We start from the raw sequence: 18437 nt of genomic DNA, 5'->3' as shown, positions 1-18437 counted from the left end.
CGCGCTTCCCATGACCGTCTCGCTGGCGCTGCTGCTGGCGGGGGTCTCGCCTTCGGCCGGCGCGCTCGATCTGCGCGACGGCCGGCCGATCAACGCCGCGGCCCCAGCCGCCGTCGGCGATCGTGCCGTGCATGGCGCCACGCCGCGTGTGCAGGGCAGCGCCGCCTCGGGCGCGAAACTCAATCTGTCCGCCGGCCAGGGCACCATGCTCTCGCTGCCGCAGGATGCCGTCTCGGTGTTTGTCGCCGATCCGACCATCGCCGACGTGAATGTTCCGGTGCCGCGCGTGCTTTACGTGCTGGGCAAGAAGGCGGGCACCACCACGCTCTACGTGCTCGACGCCGCCAATCATCCGATCGTGCAGCGTACGGTGGCGGTCACGCCGGATCTCGATACCTTGCGCACGATGCTGAACGCGCGCTACCCGCATGCGAACCTGAAGTTGAACGGCGGGCCGGGCTCGCTGGAAGTGGAAGGCCGCGCCGACGATTCGGTGCAGGCCGACGGGATCATGTCCACGCTGCAGACCTACGCCGGCGACAAGGTCGCGGTCGTGAACCGCATTGTGATCGACAAGCCGTTGCAGGTGCAACTGCGCGTGCGGATCACGGAAGTCGACCGCAACGTCACGCAGCAGCTCGGCGTCAACTGGAACACCGTGTCGTTCCTGGGCGGGGGCAACTTCTACGGCGGCATCATCAACGGCGCGACCTCGCTCGCGACGCTGACGGCGGCCAATACCAGCACGTCGTCGACCAACGTCGTCGGCGCCGGATACTCGATCGCGGCCGGCTTCCAGAAAGCCGGCGTCAACGCGTTGATCCAGGCACTGACGCAGGAAGACCTGCTGACCACCCTGGCCGAGCCGAACCTGGTCGCGATGTCGGGCGAAACCGCCAGTTTCCTGGCCGGCGGCGAATTTCCGATCCCGATTTCACAGATCAACGGCGCTGTGACGGTCGACTACAAGCAGTTCGGCGTGAAGCTCGATTTCACGCCGACGGTACTCAGCGACCGCCGCATCAGCCTGAAGGTCCGGCCGGAAGTCAGCCAGATCGACCAGTCGTCGAGCATCAAGACCAATGCGATCAGCATTCCGGGGATCAGCGTGCGCCGCGCCGACACCACCGTCGAGCTCGCAAGCGGGCAAAGTTTCGCGATCGCCGGCCTGCTGCAATCGAATACCAGCAATTCGATCGCGCAGGTGCCGGGCCTCGGCTCGCTGCCGATCCTAGGCAAGCTGTTCTCGTCGAAGAGCTTCCAGAGCAACAAGACCGAGATCGTCATTATCGTGACGCCTTATCTCGCAAACCCGGTCGACCCGAAGCGTCTGCGCTCGCCGATCGATTCACTGGTGCGCCGTACCAGCGACGTCGAGTACGGTTTCGCGCGCGGTCAAGCGCGTTCGCCGGCCGATACCGGTGCGCCCCAGCCGATCCTGACCGGTCCGGCCGGCTACGTTTATTAAGGAGGCGCCACGTGATGCATTCCTTGTCCCTTGACTTGTTCCTTGAGGCCCGCGCGCGGTTTGCCGTGGCTGCGGTGGCCGCCGCGCTCGCGCTGGTCGGCTGTGCCGAACCGAAGCCGATGATGCCCGACGCGTCGTCGATCCCGGTCGGCCCGAATGGCGCGATGCCGCCCGATTGCAACGCGCTCACCGAGCGGTCGGTGCTGACCGATGGCGGGTTTCGTCAGCCGTCCATGCAATGGGGCTGCGCCACTTACACGAACCTGGCCGCGCAGGTCGCCAATCCGCAGGATCTGGTCGCGCCGGCCAGCCTCGGCCCAGCCGACGCGGCCGTGGCGGGCGCGGCGGTGCACCGTTACGAGACGGGCACCGTGAAGTCGCTCGATCGGGCCACGTCGCTGAACGCGACCAAGGCAGCACCGGGCGGCAGCGGTGGAGGTTCGCCATGAGCGCGGCCGACACCAACGCGGCGCGCGCGCAGACAGCCGCGCGTGCAGCCCGCTTCATGGCGTTCGTCGGCGATCGCCAGACCGAGCAGACGCTGCGCAACTTCATCTTCGACGAAGCCTTGCCGCATACCCATGTGGGGCTCGGCGGCGTGACCGAGGCGATCGCTCATATCGCCAAGGTCGGACGCTCGCCGCGTCTGCTGCTGATCGATCTGCAAGGCTCGACGATGCCGCTGTCGGACCTGGCGCGGCTCGCCGAGGTGTGCGAGCCGTCGGTGCAGGTGGTCGCGCTCGGCGACAAGAACGACGTGGCGCTGTATCGCGGCCTGCTCGGCATCGGCGTGCGCGACTATCTCGTCAAGCCGCTGACCGAAGAACTGCTCAAGCGCACGCTCGACCTGAACGACGGCACCGTGCGCGCCGTGCCGCAGACCCGGCGCGGCAAGGCGATCGCGTTCGTCGGCGCGCGCGGCGGCGTCGGCACCACCACCATCGCGGTGAACCTGGCGCGCCACCTGGCCGATACCACGCATCGCCGGATCGCCTACGTCGACCTCAGCATCAACGGCGGCGCGGCCAGCTCGTTGCTCGGCGTGCCGCCCAGCAACGGCCTGTCCGAAGTGCTGCAAGGCATCGACCGGATCGATGCCGCCTATGTCGAGCGCACCATGGTGCCGATCGGCACGCGCCTGTTCCTGCTGTCGTGCGAACTGCCGTACGGCGCACCGTGGCCGTTCAAGGACGGCGCGGTGGAGCGGCTGATCGAGCTGCTGACCGACGGCTTCCACTACGTGATCATCGACACCGGCGCGGGCGTCGGCCGGCTGTCGACCGAAGCGTTCGACAATGCCGCGCGCGTCTACATGATCAGCGACCGTTCCGTGTACGGCGCGCACGAAACGGTGCGGCTGTTCCAGTACGTCGAGCAGCGCAGCAATTCGCCGGTGATCTCGTTCGTGCTGAACCATACCAACGCGCGTACGCACGGCAATGTTCAGCAAAGCGATTTCGTCGCCGCGATCGGGCGTTCGGTGCTTCAGGAAATCGCCCACGAAAGCAAGATCCTGGCGATCTCCGAGAACATCGGCGAGCCGCCGGCAGGCCGCGCCGCGAACGCGTTCACGAATTCGATCACGCAGATCGCCAACGATCTGGTCGGCCTGAAGGCGACCGGCGAGGCACGTGGCGGCCGCCGCTTCAAATGGTGGAAACGATGAAATCCTTCGGCACCAAGGCACGCGAAGTCGAATCGATCGTCGAGGCCGCGCCCGTTGCCGGCGAGGCCATGGCCCCGGTGTCGACGCCGGTGGCGCCCGCGCCGGCCGCGTCGATTCCGGAGCCGGCCTGGAAGAGCACGGAAGCGCGTCGCGGCGGCGCCGGCGAGCCGATGGTGCGCTCGGATGTGTTCCGTGTGATCCGCATCGGCGTGTTCGCGACCATGAACGCCTCGGCGGCGGTCGGCAAGTCGCGCGACCAGATGCGCGCGACCGTCGAGCAGATGGTGGCGGTGGTCGCCGAGCGCGAATACCTGAACGTCACCATGGCCGACCAGACGTTGATGGTCGAGGAATTGCTCAATGACATGTTCGGTCTCGGTCCGATCGAGCCGTTGCTGGTCGATGAATCGGTGACCGACGTGCTGGTCAACGGCCCGGATCAGGTGTTCGTCGAACGTCACGGCCGGCTGGAGCTGACGCCCTACAAGTTCCGCGACAACGCGCACGTGGCCAACGTCGCGCAGCGGATCGCGGCGGGCGCCGGGCGCCGGGTGGACGAAAGCAGCCCGATGGTCGACGCGCGGCTCGCCGACGGCAGCCGGGTCAACGTGGTGCTGCCGCCGCTCGCGCTGAAGGGCGCCTCGATCTCGATTCGTAAATTCCCGAAGCGCAAGATCACGCTCGACATCATGGCCAAGCAGGCGAACCTGTCGGCGAACATGGCCAAGCTGCTGAAGCTGGCCAGCCGCTGCCGCCTGAACATCATCGTCGCGGGCGGTACGGGCTCGGGCAAGACCACCTTGCTGAACGCGCTGTCGCACTACATCGGCGACGGCGAACGGATCGTCACGATCGAGGACGCGGCCGAACTGCAACTGCAGCAGACCCACGTGGTCAGCCTCGAAACGCGTCCGGAAAACACCGAAGGCCTGGGCGGCGTGAACCAGCGCGACCTGGTGCGCAACTCGCTGCGGATGCGTCCCGACCGGATCATCCTCGGCGAAACCCGCGGCCCCGAAGCGTTCGACGTGTTGCAGGCGATGAACACGGGCCACGACGGCTCGATGACCACCATCCACGCGAACACGCCGCGCGACGCGATCACGCGGCTGGAAAGCATGGTGATGATGGCCAACGGCAATCTGCCGCTGATGTCGATCCGCCGCCAGATTGCGAGCGCCGTGCACATGTTCGTGCAGATCGAACGGATGCGCGACGGCGTGCGCCGCATCACCAAGATCACCGAGCTGGTGGGCATGGAGGGCGAGGTGATCATCACGCAGGATCTGTTCTCGTTCCGCTACGACGCCACGGCGTTCGGCGACGAGGTGAAGGGCACCTTCGACTGCCAGCCGATCCGGCCGGCGTTCATCGAGCGTGCGACCTATTACGGCTTGCAGGAAGCGGTGATGGAGGCGATGGGCTGAGATGGTCAATCCGAACCTGATCGCGCTCGCGAGCTTTCTGTGCATCGTGGTGATCGGCCTGATGGCGATGGTCGGTACGAGCCTGTACCGGCAACGCCCGTCCGCACGCATCGCGCAGCGAATGCAATCCTCGTTCGGCAAGACCGTGGCGCTGACCGGCACCGAATCGGTGGTGATCGACAAGTCGCTGTTCAGCGAAACGCGCTCCGAGACGGTGCTGGGCGCCTGGGCTTCGGCCAAGCTGTCGCGCCTCGATACGGTGGCCGGTGGAGCGGGCAAGCGTTTCGTGATCATCACCGTGGCGATCGCCACCGTGCTGGCCACGGTGGTCAGCATCATTGCGCCGCTGCCGCAATGGTCGCTGCCGCTGCTGCTGGCCGGTGCGCCGGTGGGCGGCGCGATGTGGGCCTACCGGTTCCTGGTGAACCGCTTCAAGAACCGCTTCCTGGCGGGCTTCCCGGATGTGATCGATTCGATCGTGCGCGCGGTGCGCGCCGGTATCCCGGTCACGCAGGTCATCATCAACTGCGCCGACGAGTGCGAAATGCCGCTCAAGCGCGAGTTCCGGTTGATGGGCGATTCGCTGCAGGTCGGCCTGGATATCGAGGAAGTGATGACCACGGCCACGCGCCGCATCGCGATTTCGGATTTCTCGTTCTTCTGCGTCTGCCTGCTGGTGCAGCGCGAGACGGGGGGCAACTCAGCGAAACGCTCGAGAACCTGTCGAACATCGTTCGGACCCGCCGCGAGATCCGCCAGAAATCGATCGCGCTGACGGGTGAGGCCCGCATCACCACCAAGATCCTGACCGCGATTCCGTTCGTGATCGTCGGCGGCCTGTATGCGATCAACCGGCCGTATGTCCAGGTGCTGTTCGATACGCAAGCGGGTCACAAGCTGCTGACGTTCGCGGTGATCTCGATTTCGCTCGGCCTGATCACGGTGCAGAAGATGTCCAAGCTGGAGACGACGCGATGATGTCCAGTCTCGCCGAAATCGTCACCGACCTGATGATGCTGGTCGGCCTGCTGCTGGTGATCGCCGGCTGGTGGGCGATCAAATACGGCAGCTATCAAGGCAAGATCGCCGCGCGCGTGCGCGAGGCGGTGCAGGTTCGCACCGCGCGCACCCAAACCGACGACGAGGTGAAGGCGGCCAAGACCGGGCTGTCCGAGCGACTGACGGATTTCCTCTCGCTGCTGGGCGACAAGGTGCCGTTCTTCGATGCCAAGTTGCGCGCGCAGATCGAGCGCGATCTGCTCAACGCCGGCTTTCGCGGCGACAAGTCGACCGCGGTGATGCTGGGCGTCAAGTTTTCGTTCGGCGTGCTGGCCGCGGCGGTGATGGTGGTGTCGGGCGCGAACGTGCCGGGCCTCGGTCATATCCCCGCGTTTCGCGGCGCGATGATGCTCGGCGCCTTCATCGTCGGCATGATCGTGCCGGAGTACGCCTTGCGTTTTCGCGCGGCGTCGCGGCGGCGCTGGATCTCGGCGTGTCTGCCCGATGCGCTCGACCTGCTGGTGATTTGCACCAACGCCGGTAACAGCCTGCTGGTCAGCATCCAGCGCGTGGCCGACGAGCTGGCCTCGATTTGCCCGCCGCTGTCGGCCGAATTCGCGCTGACCGCGGACGAGCTGCGCGTGTCGGGCGATGTCGAGCATGCGCTGCGCAACCTCGGGCGGCGCATCAACCTGCCGTCGATTCGCGCGCTGATTTCCACGCTCACGCAATCGATGCGCTACGGCACGCCGATCACGCAGTCGCTGAAGACGCTGTCGCGCTCGGAGCGGCTCGCGTTCATCATGTCGCTCGAGGAAAAGGCCGCCAAGCTCGCGCCGAAAATGGTCATCCCGATGTTGCTTTTCATTCTGCCGGCGATTTGCGTGATCGCGGCGGGGCCTGCTGTCATTCAGCTGCTGGACTTCTTCGCACACCCACAATGATCGCCTTCCTGTTCCGTTCCGCGGCCGATCGCGCGGCTGGTTCCATTGCGGGTCGCGACGCACCCGCGCGCCGGGCGCGGCGGTTCGCCGTGATGCTGGCAACTGCCGGCGCGGTGGCGGCCATGTCGGCGTGCTCGTCGGGCGGCGGCATCGCCTACAAGTCGCAGCCGGCGCCGAACTTCGATACGCGCAACCTCGACAATCCGGCGAGCGAGGATCGTATCGCGCGCAGCGCGCTGCAATCGGGCGATCTGGATGTAGCCACCACCACCTTCACCCGGATCGTCGAGAAGAATCCGCATTCGGTATCGGGCCTGACCGGCCTCGGCGACACGCTCTACATGGCGGGCGACCTGACGCGTGCGGGCGTGTATTACGACAAGGCGCTGGCGGTCGATGCGAATGCGCCCGCGGCGCTGATGGGACGCGCGCGCGTGTGCCTGCGCCTGCGTCAGTTCGATGTCTCGATCGCTTCGTTTCGCCGCGTGCTCGAACTGCAGCCGAACCTGCCGCTGGCGCAGGCCGGGTTGGGGGCCGCGCTCGACCTGAAGGGCGACCACGCCGAGGCGCAGGCGTTCCTGCGCGACGCGCTGACCCACAATCCGGGCGACCCCGCCATCAGCATCAATCTCGGCATGTCGCTGATCATGGCCGGCCGGGCGCGCGACGCCGTCGACGTGCTGACCGACGTGACACGCTTCCCGTCGGCACCGCCGCAGGCCGCGCACGATCTGGCGCTGGCCTACGGCATGCTCGGCAACACGCAGGCGGCGTCGGAATTGCTGTCGCGCGATCTGTCCGCGGCCGATGTCGATGGCGATCTGCGTTTCTATCAATTCCAGCGCGAGCGTCGATTGCTGGTGTCGGCCGCAGTACCGGCGCTCGCACCCGGCCAGGCGGCCGACGCGACACCGTTCAACGGCTGGGGCGGCCAGAGCCGGCTGGTCGGCGGTGCACCGGCAGCCGCGGCCAGCGCCGCCGGAAGCGCGCAATGAGCGCCCACGTGCGAACCGCGGCCTGCCGCGCGCGCGCTGGTGTGCGCCACACGTGGCGACGCGTGGCGCGCCGGTTCGGTGCGTCCGAGCACGGCTTGTCCACGCTCGAATTCGCGATCCTCGCGCCGGGCGTGTTCATCCTGATGCTCGGGATCATCGAATTCGGGCTCGACCTGATGGCCGATGCCTCGGTGCAGTACGCGGCCCAGCAGGCCTCGCGCGCGGGCATCACGACGCTCGCGCCGTCCAGCGGCACGCGCGAGCAGGCCGCCAGCCAGACCGTGACGACCATCCTGCAGCCGTGGACGCGTATCGGCGCCACCGTCACGCTGACGATTTCCGACTACGGCACCTTCACCAACGGCAGCCCGGCCACCGGTTCGGCGGGCGGCCTCGGCGACGTGGTGGCCTATAACGTCAGGCTCTCGTTTCCGAACGGCTTCACCGGCCTGCTCACGCTGTTCGGCGTGTCGCCGCTGGTGTTCTCGCGCAATTATCTGGTGCAAAACGAAAAATGACCGCGATTCGCTCCGCCCGGCGCAGGCGCGCCGGTTCGCCCGTCGGCCGCCTGTCGAGGGGCTTCGTCAGCATGGAAGTGGCGATCATCACGCCGCTGCTGTTCCTGTTGCTGCTCGGTTTCGGCGAGCTGTACATGTATCTGCGCGCGGTCAGCATGGTCGAACACACGGCCTATGTGCTCGCCGATTCGCTCGGGCAGCGCAACCAGGTCTACAACTCGCAAACCGTCACCGATCCCGACAACCTCGGTTCGATCTGGTACGCCGCGACGTTGCTGTCCAGCCCGCTGTCGCTGCAGACCAAGGGCGGCGTGGTGATTACCTCGATCTGCGATCAGACCACCTCGTGCGCGCCGCCCTCGGCGAATTCGCCGTCGATGGCATCCGGCACGCCGATCGTCTACTGGAGCGCCGCGGCGCCGTGGGTGACGACCGTCAAGAGCAAGGTGGGCAGCTCGGGCTCGAGCCTGCTGCCCGGTGGCTGGCCGTACCGCGCCGGCGATTCGGCCGTGATCGTCGAGGTGTTCCTGACCTACCGGCCGTTCCTGATGACCGCGGCGTTCTGGTCCGGGGCGCCCGGCACCACCACCATCTACAAGCGTGTGACGGTCTATCCGCGGACCGGCAAGCCGCTCCCCCTCAAGACACCGAGCTGACGATGCGCGCCGACCTTTCCTCTCCGGATGCCACGGACCGCGACCCGGGCGACTTCGCCGCCGGCAGCAGCGTGGTGCCGCCTGTCGCGCCCACCGCCATATCGGCCGCGACTGCCTGGATGATCGATCCGACGGCGGCAAACCGTCGGCGGCCGCGTTCGCTGCGAGGCTTCTGGCGGCAGGACGACGGCGCGTTCACGATGATGTTCGCGATCCTCGGCAGCATCCTGGTGGGCACGCTGTGCTTCGCGATCGATTCGATCGAGTACGTGATGAGCCAGACGCAGATGCAGATGGCGCTCGACGTCGCGGCGCTGTCGTCGGGGGCCGATCTCACGCACTACAGCGATACGACCGGGCAGAATTACACCCAGTGGCAGGCGGATGCCTACGCGTACTTCCAGGGCAACCAGCCGCCGACCAGCTACCTCGGCCTGCGGGGCGCGCAATTCACCGCAACGATGACGGGCACCCCCTCGACCGGCCAGACCATCAACCTGAGCGCCTCTGGCCGGCTGCCGCTGCTGGCGCCGTACTTCCTGGATCCGACCGTCAGCAAAGCCGCGGCGACCGGTGGCGGCGGTAGCTCGACCGGCAGCCCGCAGACGGCCTTCCTGAGCGCCGTCAACACGGTGCTGCGTCAACCGAAGAGCCTGCTGGAGCTGGCGCTGGTGCTCGACAACACCGGCTCGATGAGCCAGTCGGCGGACGGCACGGCGAACGGCGCGAGCAAGATGAGCGGGCTCAAGAGCGCGGCGAACTCGCTGATCAATTCCTTGTATTCGTCGGGCAACGCGACCTATTACGTCGGGCTCGTGCCGTTCGCGAGCACCGTCAACCTGACGGGCGCGCTGTCGGGCGGCGGGTCGTGGATGAACCCGGTGTTCACCTACAACAGCGCCAACGTTTCGATGACGGCGAACCGGTCGATTTCCGGGTCGGGTTGGGGCGGCTGCGCTGTGGAGCCGCGCGACGGAAACAACAATCTGTCTCCGAGCGTGTATTCGCCGTCGACCTCGCCGAAGTTCACGCCGTATTACTACAACGTGCCGCCGTCGACGGGGCTGACGGTCCGCACCTGGTTCTCGGGCAACCTGTGCAGCACGGGCCGCGGGACGTCGAGCTCCACCAGCACCGGCAACAACCTGCCGCTGACCGTGACGACGGCCGGCTACTCGGTGCAGAACTGGTGTACGAGCCCGCAGGGCATCGGCATCGGTACCGAGGTCGACCAGTACGATCCGAACTCGTACGGCTCGCAGACGGTTACCCAGAATTCGCAGTGCATGGGGCAGTCGGTCACGTTCCTGACCAACCAGCAGGCCACGCTCACGAACGGCATCAACAACATGGTCGCCGGTGGTTCCACGATCATTCCGATGGGCCTGCTGTGGGGCTGGCGCATGCTGACCTCGAGCTGGTCGCAGAACGTGGCCGGTGCGGCCAACGGCTGGATCTCGACCGATCCGTCGCTGCCGAAGCCGGAAAACACCCAGAGCCTGCAGCGCGTGATGATCGTGCTGACCGACGGCGAAAACCAGATCGGCGCCGCCGGCTCGTTCCCGAACACGCTGTGGTTCAACGGCCTGTCCGGGGTCGGCACCAATTCGCTGAAGGCATCGTCCGTGTTGCGTACCGACGGCACCACGCTGGCGAACGGGCAGACCGACTCGGCCGAACTGCACGGCAACAACCCGATCGATGCATCGTCGGGCAACAACGCCGGCTATCCCGATGACGTCAACACGTTCCAGAACGCCGTGTGTACCGCGATCAAGAATTCGGGTGTGACGATCTACACGATCACGTTCGGCTCCGACGCATCGAATTCAGTGGCGCAGACGGCGATGCGCAACTGTGCCTCGCCAGGCAACTACTACCACGCGCCGGACAACACCTCGCTGAACACGATCTTCCAGCAGATCGCCGGCAGCCTCGGCACGCTGCGCCTGACGCGCTGAACGGAGTCCGCGCGCTGTCCCGAGGGGCAGCGCGCGGGCCTTCCCGCGCGTGCACGGCCATCCCTCATTCCTTCCCATCACGAGCGCCGGCCGCGCGCCGTCGTGCCCGCGCGCGCCGAACCTCCGGCAGACCTTCTCCCACCCATCCTTCAAATCGTCACACTTCATCGTCGAAACGACGAAAATCCATGACGAAACGCATCACTCTTCGTCTATCAACTGTTTTTGCTCGTTCGTACACTCTCCTGCAGGCCTTGCCTTCCTCCGTACAACAACACCTCAGGAGCGTCATCATGAAAATCGCCATTGTCGGCGCCGGTCTGATCGGCCACACCATTGCCCACCTGCTGCGCGAAACCGGCGATTACGAGGTCACGGCCTTCGATCGCGATGCCGACGCGCTCAAGCAGCTCGCCGCCGCCGGCATCGCCACGCGCCGCGTCGATTCCGCCGACGCGAACGCGATCCGCGAGGCGCTCCAGGGCTTCGACGCGCTGGTCAATGCGCTGCCGTATTACCTGGCCGTGAACGTCGCGGCCGCCGCGAAGGCGGCCGGCGTGCATTACTTCGACCTGACCGAGGACGTGCGCGCCACGCACGCGATCCGCAGCCTGGCCGACGGCGCCGATCACGCGTTCATGCCGCAGTGCGGCCTCGCGCCGGGCTTCATCGGCATCGCCGCGCATGCGCTGCTGGAGGGCTTCAGCGAAATTCGCGACGTGAAGATGCGGGTGGGCGCGCTGCCCGAGTACCCGACCAACGCGCTCAAATACAACCTGACCTGGAGCGTCGACGGCCTGATCAACGAATATTGTCAGCCCTGCGAAGCAATCCGCAATGGCGAGCGCCAATGGGTGCAACCGCTCGAAGGCCTCGAACACTTCTCGCTCGACGGCACCGAATACGAGGCGTTCAATACCTCGGGCGGCCTGGGCACGCTGTGCGAGACGCTGGCGGGCAAGGTCGGCACGCTCGATTACAAGTCGGTGCGCTATCCGGGCCATCGCGACCTGATGCAATTCCTGCTCGACGACATGCGCCTCGCGTCCGACCGCGACGCGCTGAAGGCGATGATGCGCCGCGCGGTGCCGTCGACCAAGCAGGACGTGGTGCTGGTGTTCGTCACGGTCACGGGCACCAAGCAGGGCCAGCTCGTGCAGGACGTGTTCACGCGCAAGGTGTTCGCCAAGGAGATCGGCGGCATGCCGATGAGCGCGATCCAGATCACCACGGCCGGCGCGATGTGCGCGGTGCTCGACCTGTTCCGCGAAGGCCGCCTGCCGCAGCGCGGTTTCGTGCGCCAGGAGCAGGTGCCGCTGAAAGCCTTCCTCGACAATCGTTTCGGCAAGCTTTATGAAGGCGCGACACAGGTGCCGGCGCACGCCGCGGCTTGACGCCGGGTCGGCCCGGATCGCAGCGAGAATCGCGGCGATAAACGAACATGGCCGGTGCGCGAGCACCGGCCATGTTGCGTTGTGGAGCCGGCGCGCGATCTGCTGGGGCCGCGTGCCGCCTATTGCGGATCAGGCCGGCAGCGGCGGCACCATCGCGCCCTGCGCGGGCGGCACGATGCGGTGCAGCAGCGTTTCGACGCTGGCCGTGCTGGGCGCCGTGTTGTCGAATTGCAGCAGGCCGTCGCAGGCCGCGCCCGACGGCACGAAGCGCCGCGCGCGGTACTCATCCCAGTGCGCGAGCTTGTAGGCGTCGCTCGGGTTGCCGCGCGCGACGATGCGCTCGCGCGCCGTGTCCTCGGACGTATGCACCCACACCACGCGCAGCTCGACGTCGTGGCCGATGCCGAGCCATTGCCGGTTCAGCAGCCGCCCGTCGCGAATCTCGCGCGACAGCGGCCCGACCACCAGCACGCTGATGCCGAGTTCGAGGTTCTCGCGGGCCGTGTCGAGCAGGCCCTGGTATTCGGGATCGCGCAGGTGTTGCAGGTAGAGCGGGCTGTCGCGATCGTTCGGGTCCTGCGTCAGCGCACCCATCGCGGCGGCGCTGTAGCGGCCGTACAGCGTGTCCTTGTCGAGCAGGCAGAACGCCTCGCCGGTCGCGCGCATCAGCGGGCCGATCAACTGCTTGGCGAGCGTGGTCTTGCCGGTGCCGGCATGACCGCAGAAAAACACCAGGTACTTCACGAGCGAAGCCTCCGAGGCAAGAAGCGAGAGGAAACGGCCGAAACGAAAGGCCGCCGGCAGCTACCGGACGGCGCCCCGAAAGGCGGGGCGAAAGCCGATCGTCGGGCGCTGCCGTGCAGCAGCGATCATGACCGCGAACGCCTGCGCTGGCAAGGCCGGGCGGCCCGCGCGCGGTGCTGCGTGCCGGGCGCCGGAACCGCTACACTAGCGGGCCGAATCACGGATAAAAACGGACGTGGAAGCGGACGTTTCCCCACGACACAATGCTGATCAACTGTGCTGCTTACCAGAACGGCCAGAAGCTGGCCGACATCGATATCGACAACATCAGCGACTACGTCGCGCGCCCCGAATGCTTCGTCTGGGTCGCGCTGAAGGAGCCGTCGAAGGAAGAGCTCGAACGGATGGGCGAGGAGTTCAGCCTGCATGAACTCGCGCTGGAAGATGCCCTGGTCGGCCATCAGCGGCCGAAGATCGAGGAATACGGCGATTCGCTGTTCGCGGTCCTGCATACGGTGGAACTCGACGCCGAGGACGAGCTGGAGATCGGCGAACTGAGCGTGTTCGTCGGCTCGAACTACATCCTGTCGATCCGCAACCGCACCTCGCACGGCTTCCAGGACGTGCGCCACCGCTGCGAGCGCGAACCGCATCTGCTCAAGGGCGGCGCGGCGTTCGTGTTCTACGCGCTGATGGATCAGGTGGTGGATCGCTACTTCCCGACGGTCGAGGCGCTCGGCGCGGAGCTGGAGGAACTGGAAGACCGCATCTTCGAGAAATCGTCGTCGTCCACGGCGCGCGCGATCATTCAGGATCTCTATTCGCTGAAGCGCCGCCTGATGACGGTCTATCAGCACACCGCGCCGCTGCTGGAGCCGCTTTCGAAGCTGGTGGGCGGGCGTACGCCGCAGGTGTGCAGCGGCATGGAGCATTACTTCCGCGACGTGTACGACCACCTGCAGCGCATCACGAAAACGCTGGAGGCGCGGCGCGAAATGGTGGTGACGGCGGTGCAGGTGGATCTCGGGATGATCTCGCTGGCGGAGAGCGAGGTGACCAAGCGGCTCGGTTCGTTCGCCGCGCTGTTCGCGATCCCGACCATGATCGCCGGGATCTACGGCATGAACTTCAACAACATCCCCGAGCTGCATTGGCGCTTCGGCTTTTATGTCTGCGTCGGCGTGATGGCGGTGGCGGACCTCGGGCTGCTGTGGTGGTTCAAGCGCGCCCGCTGGCTGTGAGGCGAGGGCGCGCGCCGGCTCAGGCCTTCGCGTCGCGGCCGGCGGCCACGTTCCAGCGGCGCACCTGCCATTGGCGCACGAGGCCGTGCGCCACGTAGGGATCGGCTCGCGCGAAGGCTTCGGCGGCGGCCGGCGTGTCGCCCGCGAACAGCAGCACCGCGCAGTCGGCGGGATCGTCCAGCGCGCCGGCGAGCAGCAGCTCGCCGCGCTCGGCGGCCGCGTTGGCCAGCGCCAGATGCGCGCCGCGGAACTCGGCGCGGCGTTCGAGATAGGTATCGACGAGATCGTAGGTCAGCAGGTAGTACATGGTGTCTCCTTCGTTCGTGTTCGCGCGCCGGGGGCGCGGAAAAGCCCAGTATAGGCGCGGCATCCGCCGCCGCGAACAACTGCTTACGATTCGATACGGCAGCGCGGCGCGGCTCGCGGCACACTGCGCGCGCGGCTTCGATCGGGCGCGTCGCGAGGGGCGGCGCGCGACGGGCCGCCGCCGGCCGCGCGGCCGGCGCACGAAGGATATCGAATGACGCTACGTACCCTGTTGCTTGCCGGCGCGCTCGCGCCGCTGATGGCCGCCTGCGGCTGGCTCCACGACGGCCCCGCGCCGGCCGAGATCGACGCCGCCGTGCGGCAGGCGCTCGACACCGAGAATCACGGCCCCGTCAACGCGTTCTTCGGCCAGCCGCTGCCGGTGGCCGCCGACATCTCCGCGATCCGCGAAGACGGCCCGTGCCGCAAGACGGCCGAGCACGCCTATACCTGCGACGTGACGATCGTCTGGCGTTCGGCGAAATCGGAGGAGCCGTCCAGCTCGCATGCCTCGCTGGTGTTCTCGAAGAACGGCCGGGACGAATGGCAGACCTACGGCGTCGATGCGGCGATCGTGGCCGGCGCGGCGCACGCGATGGTGGAGGGCATTCGGCGCGCGTTGCCGGGTAGCGCGGCATCGGCCGGCGGGGCGGCATCGGATAGCCGGCCGTGATGGGCCGTGCGGATGGGTCGGCGTGATGTGAGGGCGTGATTTATTAATCCCGCTCCCAAAAACGAACCGCGCGAGGCAACCGAATGATCCGGTCGCGCTCGCGCGGTGTGGTTGCGCGCCCCGTCGCCGAGGCGTGGCGTATTACCAGCGATGGTCGTCGCCGCCGCGGTGATCGTCGCCACGCCCGCCCTGGCCGGGGCCGTCCGGACGATGATCGTCGCGATGGTAGCCGGGGCCCGGGCCGGGCGGGTGCGCGCGATTCCAGTCGTCGCGCGCCCAGTAGCGGCGGCCGTCGTAATAACGGTCGCCGTGCCAGCCGATGCTGAGATCGACCGCCACGGCCGGTTGCGCCACGTAGGCCGGCTGGGCCGCGTAACCGCCGCCATAGCCGCCGCCGTAACCCTGATCGGCCGGGTAGGCGACGCAGCCCGCCAGCATCGAGCCGGCCACCAGCGCCGGCGCCAGCAATGCGATCTTGTTCATCTCGTTCCCCTATCGTTGATTGGTGTGATGACCGCAAGCTTAGGGAAAGCGGGCGTCACACGCCGTAAAGGATTGCAACCGTTGATGACGAACCCGTAACGATCGGCCGGAAACCCGGTATGACAGGGCCTGCGCGCCGTGCGAGAAGCGCCTACGGGCGCTCGCCGCTGCCCGGCTGCACGGGCAGGCGAGCGGCGACCGAGCCGTCCGGCGGGTTCTGGATCATCAGCATCTGCGGGCTGGCCAGCGTGATGCCGGCCGCGCGCAACTGCTTGAGGATCTCGAACAGCAGGTCGCTCTTGATGGTCGAGGTGACGCGCGGGCTGCTGACGTAGCCGGTCACGCTGAGCGTGATGCCGTCGGGCGTCAACTGGCTGAACGTGACCGACGGCGCGGGCTTGTCGAGCACGCCCGGATGCGCCTCGAAGGCGTGCAGCAGCAGGTCGCGCACCTGTTCGGGGTCGGTGTTCAGCGGGAACGTCAGCATCAGCGTGGCCACGCCCAGGTTGCTGTTGCCCATCGTCACGTTGCGCAGGTTCTGCGAGATCAGTTGCGAGTTCGGCACGATCACGGTGGAGCGGTCGGTGAGCTGGATCTCGGTGGCGCGCACGTTGATGCGGCGGATGTCGCCTTCCACGCCGCTGATGCTGACCATGTCGCCCACCTTGACCGGCCGCTCGGTCAGCAGGATCAGCCCCGACACGAAGTTCTTGACGATCTCCTGCAGGCCGAAGCCGATCCCCACCGACAGCGCCGAGACGATCCACGCGAGGCTGCTCCACTGCACGCCGAGCAGCGACAGCGTCATCAGCACCAGCAGCACGTAGCCGAGGTTGCTGAACAGCGTGACGAGCGAGGCGCGCATGCCCGGATCCATGCCGAGCGTCGGCAGGAATTCGTTGTCGAGCCAGCGCCGCACCGAGCGCAACAGCCAGAAGCCCACGGCCACCGCCACCACCGCGTTGACGATGCGGTCCGGCACGATGTTCAGGCTGCGCAACTTGGTGCCGCCGAGCATCGTCAGCAGGCTGTCGAACAGGTCGCTCGGCGTGGTGCCGAAGCCGCCCGTCAGCAGCGACAGCGCCGCCACCAGCACCAGCAGCGCCACGCCCACGCCCGACAGCAGCGTCGAGGCCTGGTCGAGATGGCTGTCGTCGAGCCCGAACAGGTTCTTGATGGTGACGCCGCTGCGATGCTGTGCCGAGAACAGGCTCGCGCAGACGTCGCGCGTCAGTTGCGTGAGCACGTAGAAGCTGCACAGCACGATCTCGAACCACACGAGTTCGTAGGTGATGAAGCGCGCCACGGTGATATAGCCGATCAGCAACGCGGCCAGCGAGGCGATCACCGCCAGCGACACGGCGGCATGGATCATCCCGGCCAGCGTCGAGCGCGCCTCGGGCTGCTCGCCGGCGGCGGCCAGTTCGGCGCGCGCGCGGTTGGCGCGCAGCAGCGTCGCGCCGATCGTCAGCGCCACCACCAGCGCCACCACCCCGCGCCCGAACAGCGTGACCTGCAGGCTGGTGTCGGCGATCCGGTTCATCTGTTCGAGCGTGCCGGAGATCAGCAGCAGCGCGGCGAGCACGGTCGGGAAGCGCCGCATCGCGAGCGCGACCGGGTCGGCGATCGCCGGCAGCCGCCAGCTCGAATGGCGCGTGCAGAGCAGCGCGCGGCCGAGCCCGGCGATCAGCGCGCAGGTCATCGCCAGCTCGCTGAACTTGGCGGCGAAATCGTCGAGCGCCGGGGTCAGCGGATCGCCGCGCGTGATCGCCACGTACAGCAATTGCACCGCCACGCCGGTGGCGATTACGGTGGCCAGCGCGGTGCCGAGCGCCAGCGCGCTGCGGCGCAGCCGCGTCTCGGGCAGGCGGTTCAGGCTGAACCACGCGAAGCCGTGTTCGAGCAGGCGTCGCCCGCCGCTCCAGATCGCCAGCGCGAGGCCCAGCAGCAGCAGCGTGCCGAGCCGCCGGCCCGGCTCCCAGGCGAACGCGCACTGCGCGCTGATCTGGCCGAAGAAGCCTTGCAGCTTGTCGCGGTCGTCGGGCAGCGGCTTGCCGAACGGCGCCCAGAAGCTCGGCCCGAACAGGCTGCCAGAGCGCAGCGCGAGCTGGTTGCGCAACAGTCCGCGCCGCAGTTTCGCGTATTGCTGATTCAGGTTGGCGAGGTCGTCGCGTTCCGAGGCGGCCTGCTTGAGCAGCGCGTCGAACTGGCCGCGGCGCGTGGTCAGGTCGGCGCGCTGGCGCGCCACGGCCGGTGTTTCGGGCGGCGAGCCGGCCGCGGGCGCGGGGCCGAGCACGTCGAGCTGCGCCTGCACCTGCGCGCGCTGCGGGGTGAGCGCGTCGATCAGCTTGTCGACGTCGGTGCTCAGTTGTTCGGCCGCGCCGTCGAGCGTGTCGAGCTGCTGGCTGCTGATGGCGGCCGAGGTCTGCTGCTTGATGCGGTCCTGCTCGGATTGCAATTGCTTGAGCGTGGCGGCGGCGTCGGCGTAGGAGATCGCCGGCGGCGCGGCGGTGGCGCTGGCGGCGGAGGCGACGATCGGCTGCGCGAAGGCGTCCGGCGCGAGCGGGGCGGCGAGACAGAGCATCCACAGCAGCGGCGCGAATGCGCGCGCCAGTCGGGCGGTCAACGGCATGGAAAACCTTTTGTTCGGCGAGTGCGGCGGAGGCCGTGCAGCGGAGGCCGTGCGGCGAAGGCCGGGCCGCCCGCGTGCCGGGAAGCGCGGGAACGAGATGTTACCGGCTGCGGCCGCCGCTGTGGGCGCGCATGCAACGGCGCCGTATCGGGTGCGCCCGGGCCTGGAGGGCGGCCCGTTCCGCACCAGCCGCGCGGGGCGGGGCCGCACGCGCCATCGGCCGCCGCCCGGCGCGTTGCGCAGCGTCACAGATCGTTACTCGCGTTACACACCGCGGCCGGCCTCGCACGGCCCCCGGGCGAGGCCGCCAAAGCCAGGCCCGGCGCGGTT

Annotated in this window: 17 protein-coding genes and 1 pseudogene; 14 read left to right on the top strand and 4 right to left on the bottom strand. The window is 67.6% G+C overall.

Going from position 1 to position 18437, the window contains the following annotated elements:
• Positions 1-10 precede the first annotated feature (10 nt).
• The 12 genes and pseudogenes from AB4850_RS23385 (at position 11) to AB4850_RS23330 (ending at position 12028) form a co-directional block, all read left to right on the top strand.
• Entirely contained in the window at positions 11-1468 is a 1458-nt protein-coding gene (locus tag AB4850_RS23385; RefSeq protein WP_414445352.1) for a type II and III secretion system protein family protein, read from the top strand.
• 14 nt (positions 1469-1482) lie between these two features.
• A complete protein-coding gene (locus AB4850_RS23380) occupies positions 1483-1917 on the top strand; it encodes a CpaD family pilus assembly lipoprotein (protein WP_414445351.1) in 435 nt (144 codons plus the stop codon).
• A complete protein-coding gene (locus tag AB4850_RS23375; protein WP_414445350.1) occupies positions 1914-3134 on the top strand; it encodes an AAA family ATPase in 1221 nt (406 codons plus the stop codon). The genes AB4850_RS23380 and AB4850_RS23375 overlap by 4 nt, the downstream gene beginning before the upstream one ends.
• The gene (locus AB4850_RS23370; RefSeq protein WP_414445349.1) at positions 3131-4561 is read left to right on the top strand and encodes a CpaF family protein; all 1431 of its coding nucleotides are present in this window, start codon (positions 3131-3133) and stop codon (positions 4559-4561) included. The genes AB4850_RS23375 and AB4850_RS23370 overlap by 4 nt, the downstream gene beginning before the upstream one ends.
• Position 4562: 1 nt before the next feature.
• Positions 4563-5338 (top strand): annotated as a pseudogene (locus tag AB4850_RS23365) (type II secretion system F family protein); the annotation flags it as partial.
• Positions 5339-5383: 45 nt separating this feature from the next.
• Positions 5384-5539, top strand: a complete 156-nt coding sequence (locus AB4850_RS23360) for a hypothetical protein (RefSeq protein WP_414445689.1) — start codon at positions 5384-5386, stop codon at positions 5537-5539.
• Positions 5536-6504, top strand: a complete 969-nt coding sequence (locus AB4850_RS23355; RefSeq protein WP_414445348.1) for a type II secretion system F family protein — start codon at positions 5536-5538, stop codon at positions 6502-6504. Before AB4850_RS23360 ends, AB4850_RS23355 begins: the two co-directional genes overlap by 4 nt.
• Positions 6505-6596: 92 nt before the next feature.
• A complete protein-coding gene (locus AB4850_RS23350; RefSeq protein WP_414445592.1) occupies positions 6597-7499 on the top strand; it encodes a tetratricopeptide repeat protein in 903 nt (300 codons plus the stop codon).
• On the top strand, positions 7496-8017 hold the full coding sequence (locus tag AB4850_RS23345) for a TadE/TadG family type IV pilus assembly protein (RefSeq protein ID WP_414445347.1): 522 nt from the start codon (positions 7496-7498) through the stop codon (positions 8015-8017). The genes AB4850_RS23350 and AB4850_RS23345 overlap by 4 nt, the downstream gene beginning before the upstream one ends.
• On the top strand, positions 8014-8673 hold the full coding sequence (locus AB4850_RS23340) for a TadE/TadG family type IV pilus assembly protein (protein ID WP_414445346.1): 660 nt from the start codon (positions 8014-8016) through the stop codon (positions 8671-8673). The genes AB4850_RS23345 and AB4850_RS23340 overlap by 4 nt, the downstream gene beginning before the upstream one ends.
• 2 nt (positions 8674-8675) lie before the next feature.
• Entirely contained in the window at positions 8676-10634 is a 1959-nt protein-coding gene (locus tag AB4850_RS23335; protein ID WP_414445345.1) for a VWA domain-containing protein, read from the top strand.
• A 293-nt stretch (positions 10635-10927) separates the two neighbouring features.
• The gene (locus AB4850_RS23330) at positions 10928-12028 is read left to right on the top strand and encodes a saccharopine dehydrogenase C-terminal domain-containing protein (protein ID WP_414445344.1); all 1101 of its coding nucleotides are present in this window, start codon (positions 10928-10930) and stop codon (positions 12026-12028) included.
• Between the two features lie 129 nt (positions 12029-12157).
• On the opposite strand, the gene AB4850_RS23325 is transcribed toward AB4850_RS23330, so the two are convergent.
• A complete protein-coding gene (locus tag AB4850_RS23325; protein WP_414445343.1) occupies positions 12158-12772 on the bottom strand; it encodes an AAA family ATPase in 615 nt (204 codons plus the stop codon).
• Between the two features lie 263 nt (positions 12773-13035).
• On the opposite strand from AB4850_RS23325, the gene corA reads away from it, so the two are divergent.
• The gene (corA, locus tag AB4850_RS23320) at positions 13036-14013 is read left to right on the top strand and encodes a magnesium/cobalt transporter CorA (protein ID WP_414445342.1); all 978 of its coding nucleotides are present in this window, start codon (positions 13036-13038) and stop codon (positions 14011-14013) included.
• Positions 14014-14032: 19 nt separating this feature from the next.
• Here the strand turns inward: corA and AB4850_RS23315 are convergent, their stop codons facing one another.
• Entirely contained in the window at positions 14033-14320 is a 288-nt protein-coding gene (locus AB4850_RS23315; protein ID WP_414445341.1) for a YciI-like protein, read from the bottom strand.
• 213 nt (positions 14321-14533) lie between these two features.
• Between AB4850_RS23315 and AB4850_RS23310 the strand changes: the two genes are divergently transcribed.
• Positions 14534-14992 (top strand): hypothetical protein, encoded by a 459-nt coding sequence (locus tag AB4850_RS23310; protein ID WP_414445340.1) that lies wholly within the window; start codon positions 14534-14536, stop codon positions 14990-14992.
• Between the two features lie 141 nt (positions 14993-15133).
• Here the strand turns inward: AB4850_RS23310 and AB4850_RS23305 are convergent, their stop codons facing one another.
• Together AB4850_RS23305 and AB4850_RS23300 are read right to left on the bottom strand one after the other, a co-directional pair.
• Entirely contained in the window at positions 15134-15475 is a 342-nt protein-coding gene (locus AB4850_RS23305) for a hypothetical protein (protein WP_414445339.1), read from the bottom strand.
• A 151-nt stretch (positions 15476-15626) separates the two neighbouring features.
• Positions 15627-18107, bottom strand: coding sequence for a DUF3772 domain-containing protein (locus AB4850_RS23300; protein WP_414445338.1), 2481 nt, complete (start codon positions 18105-18107; stop codon positions 15627-15629).
• Between the last annotated feature and the right edge of the window lie 330 nt (positions 18108-18437).

It is taken from the genome of Burkholderia sp. 22PA0106, assembly GCF_047497155.1.
In the GTDB taxonomy this organism is placed as follows: Bacteria; Pseudomonadota; Gammaproteobacteria; order Burkholderiales; family Burkholderiaceae; genus Burkholderia.
This window is presented reverse-complemented; position numbering and strand designations above follow the sequence as displayed.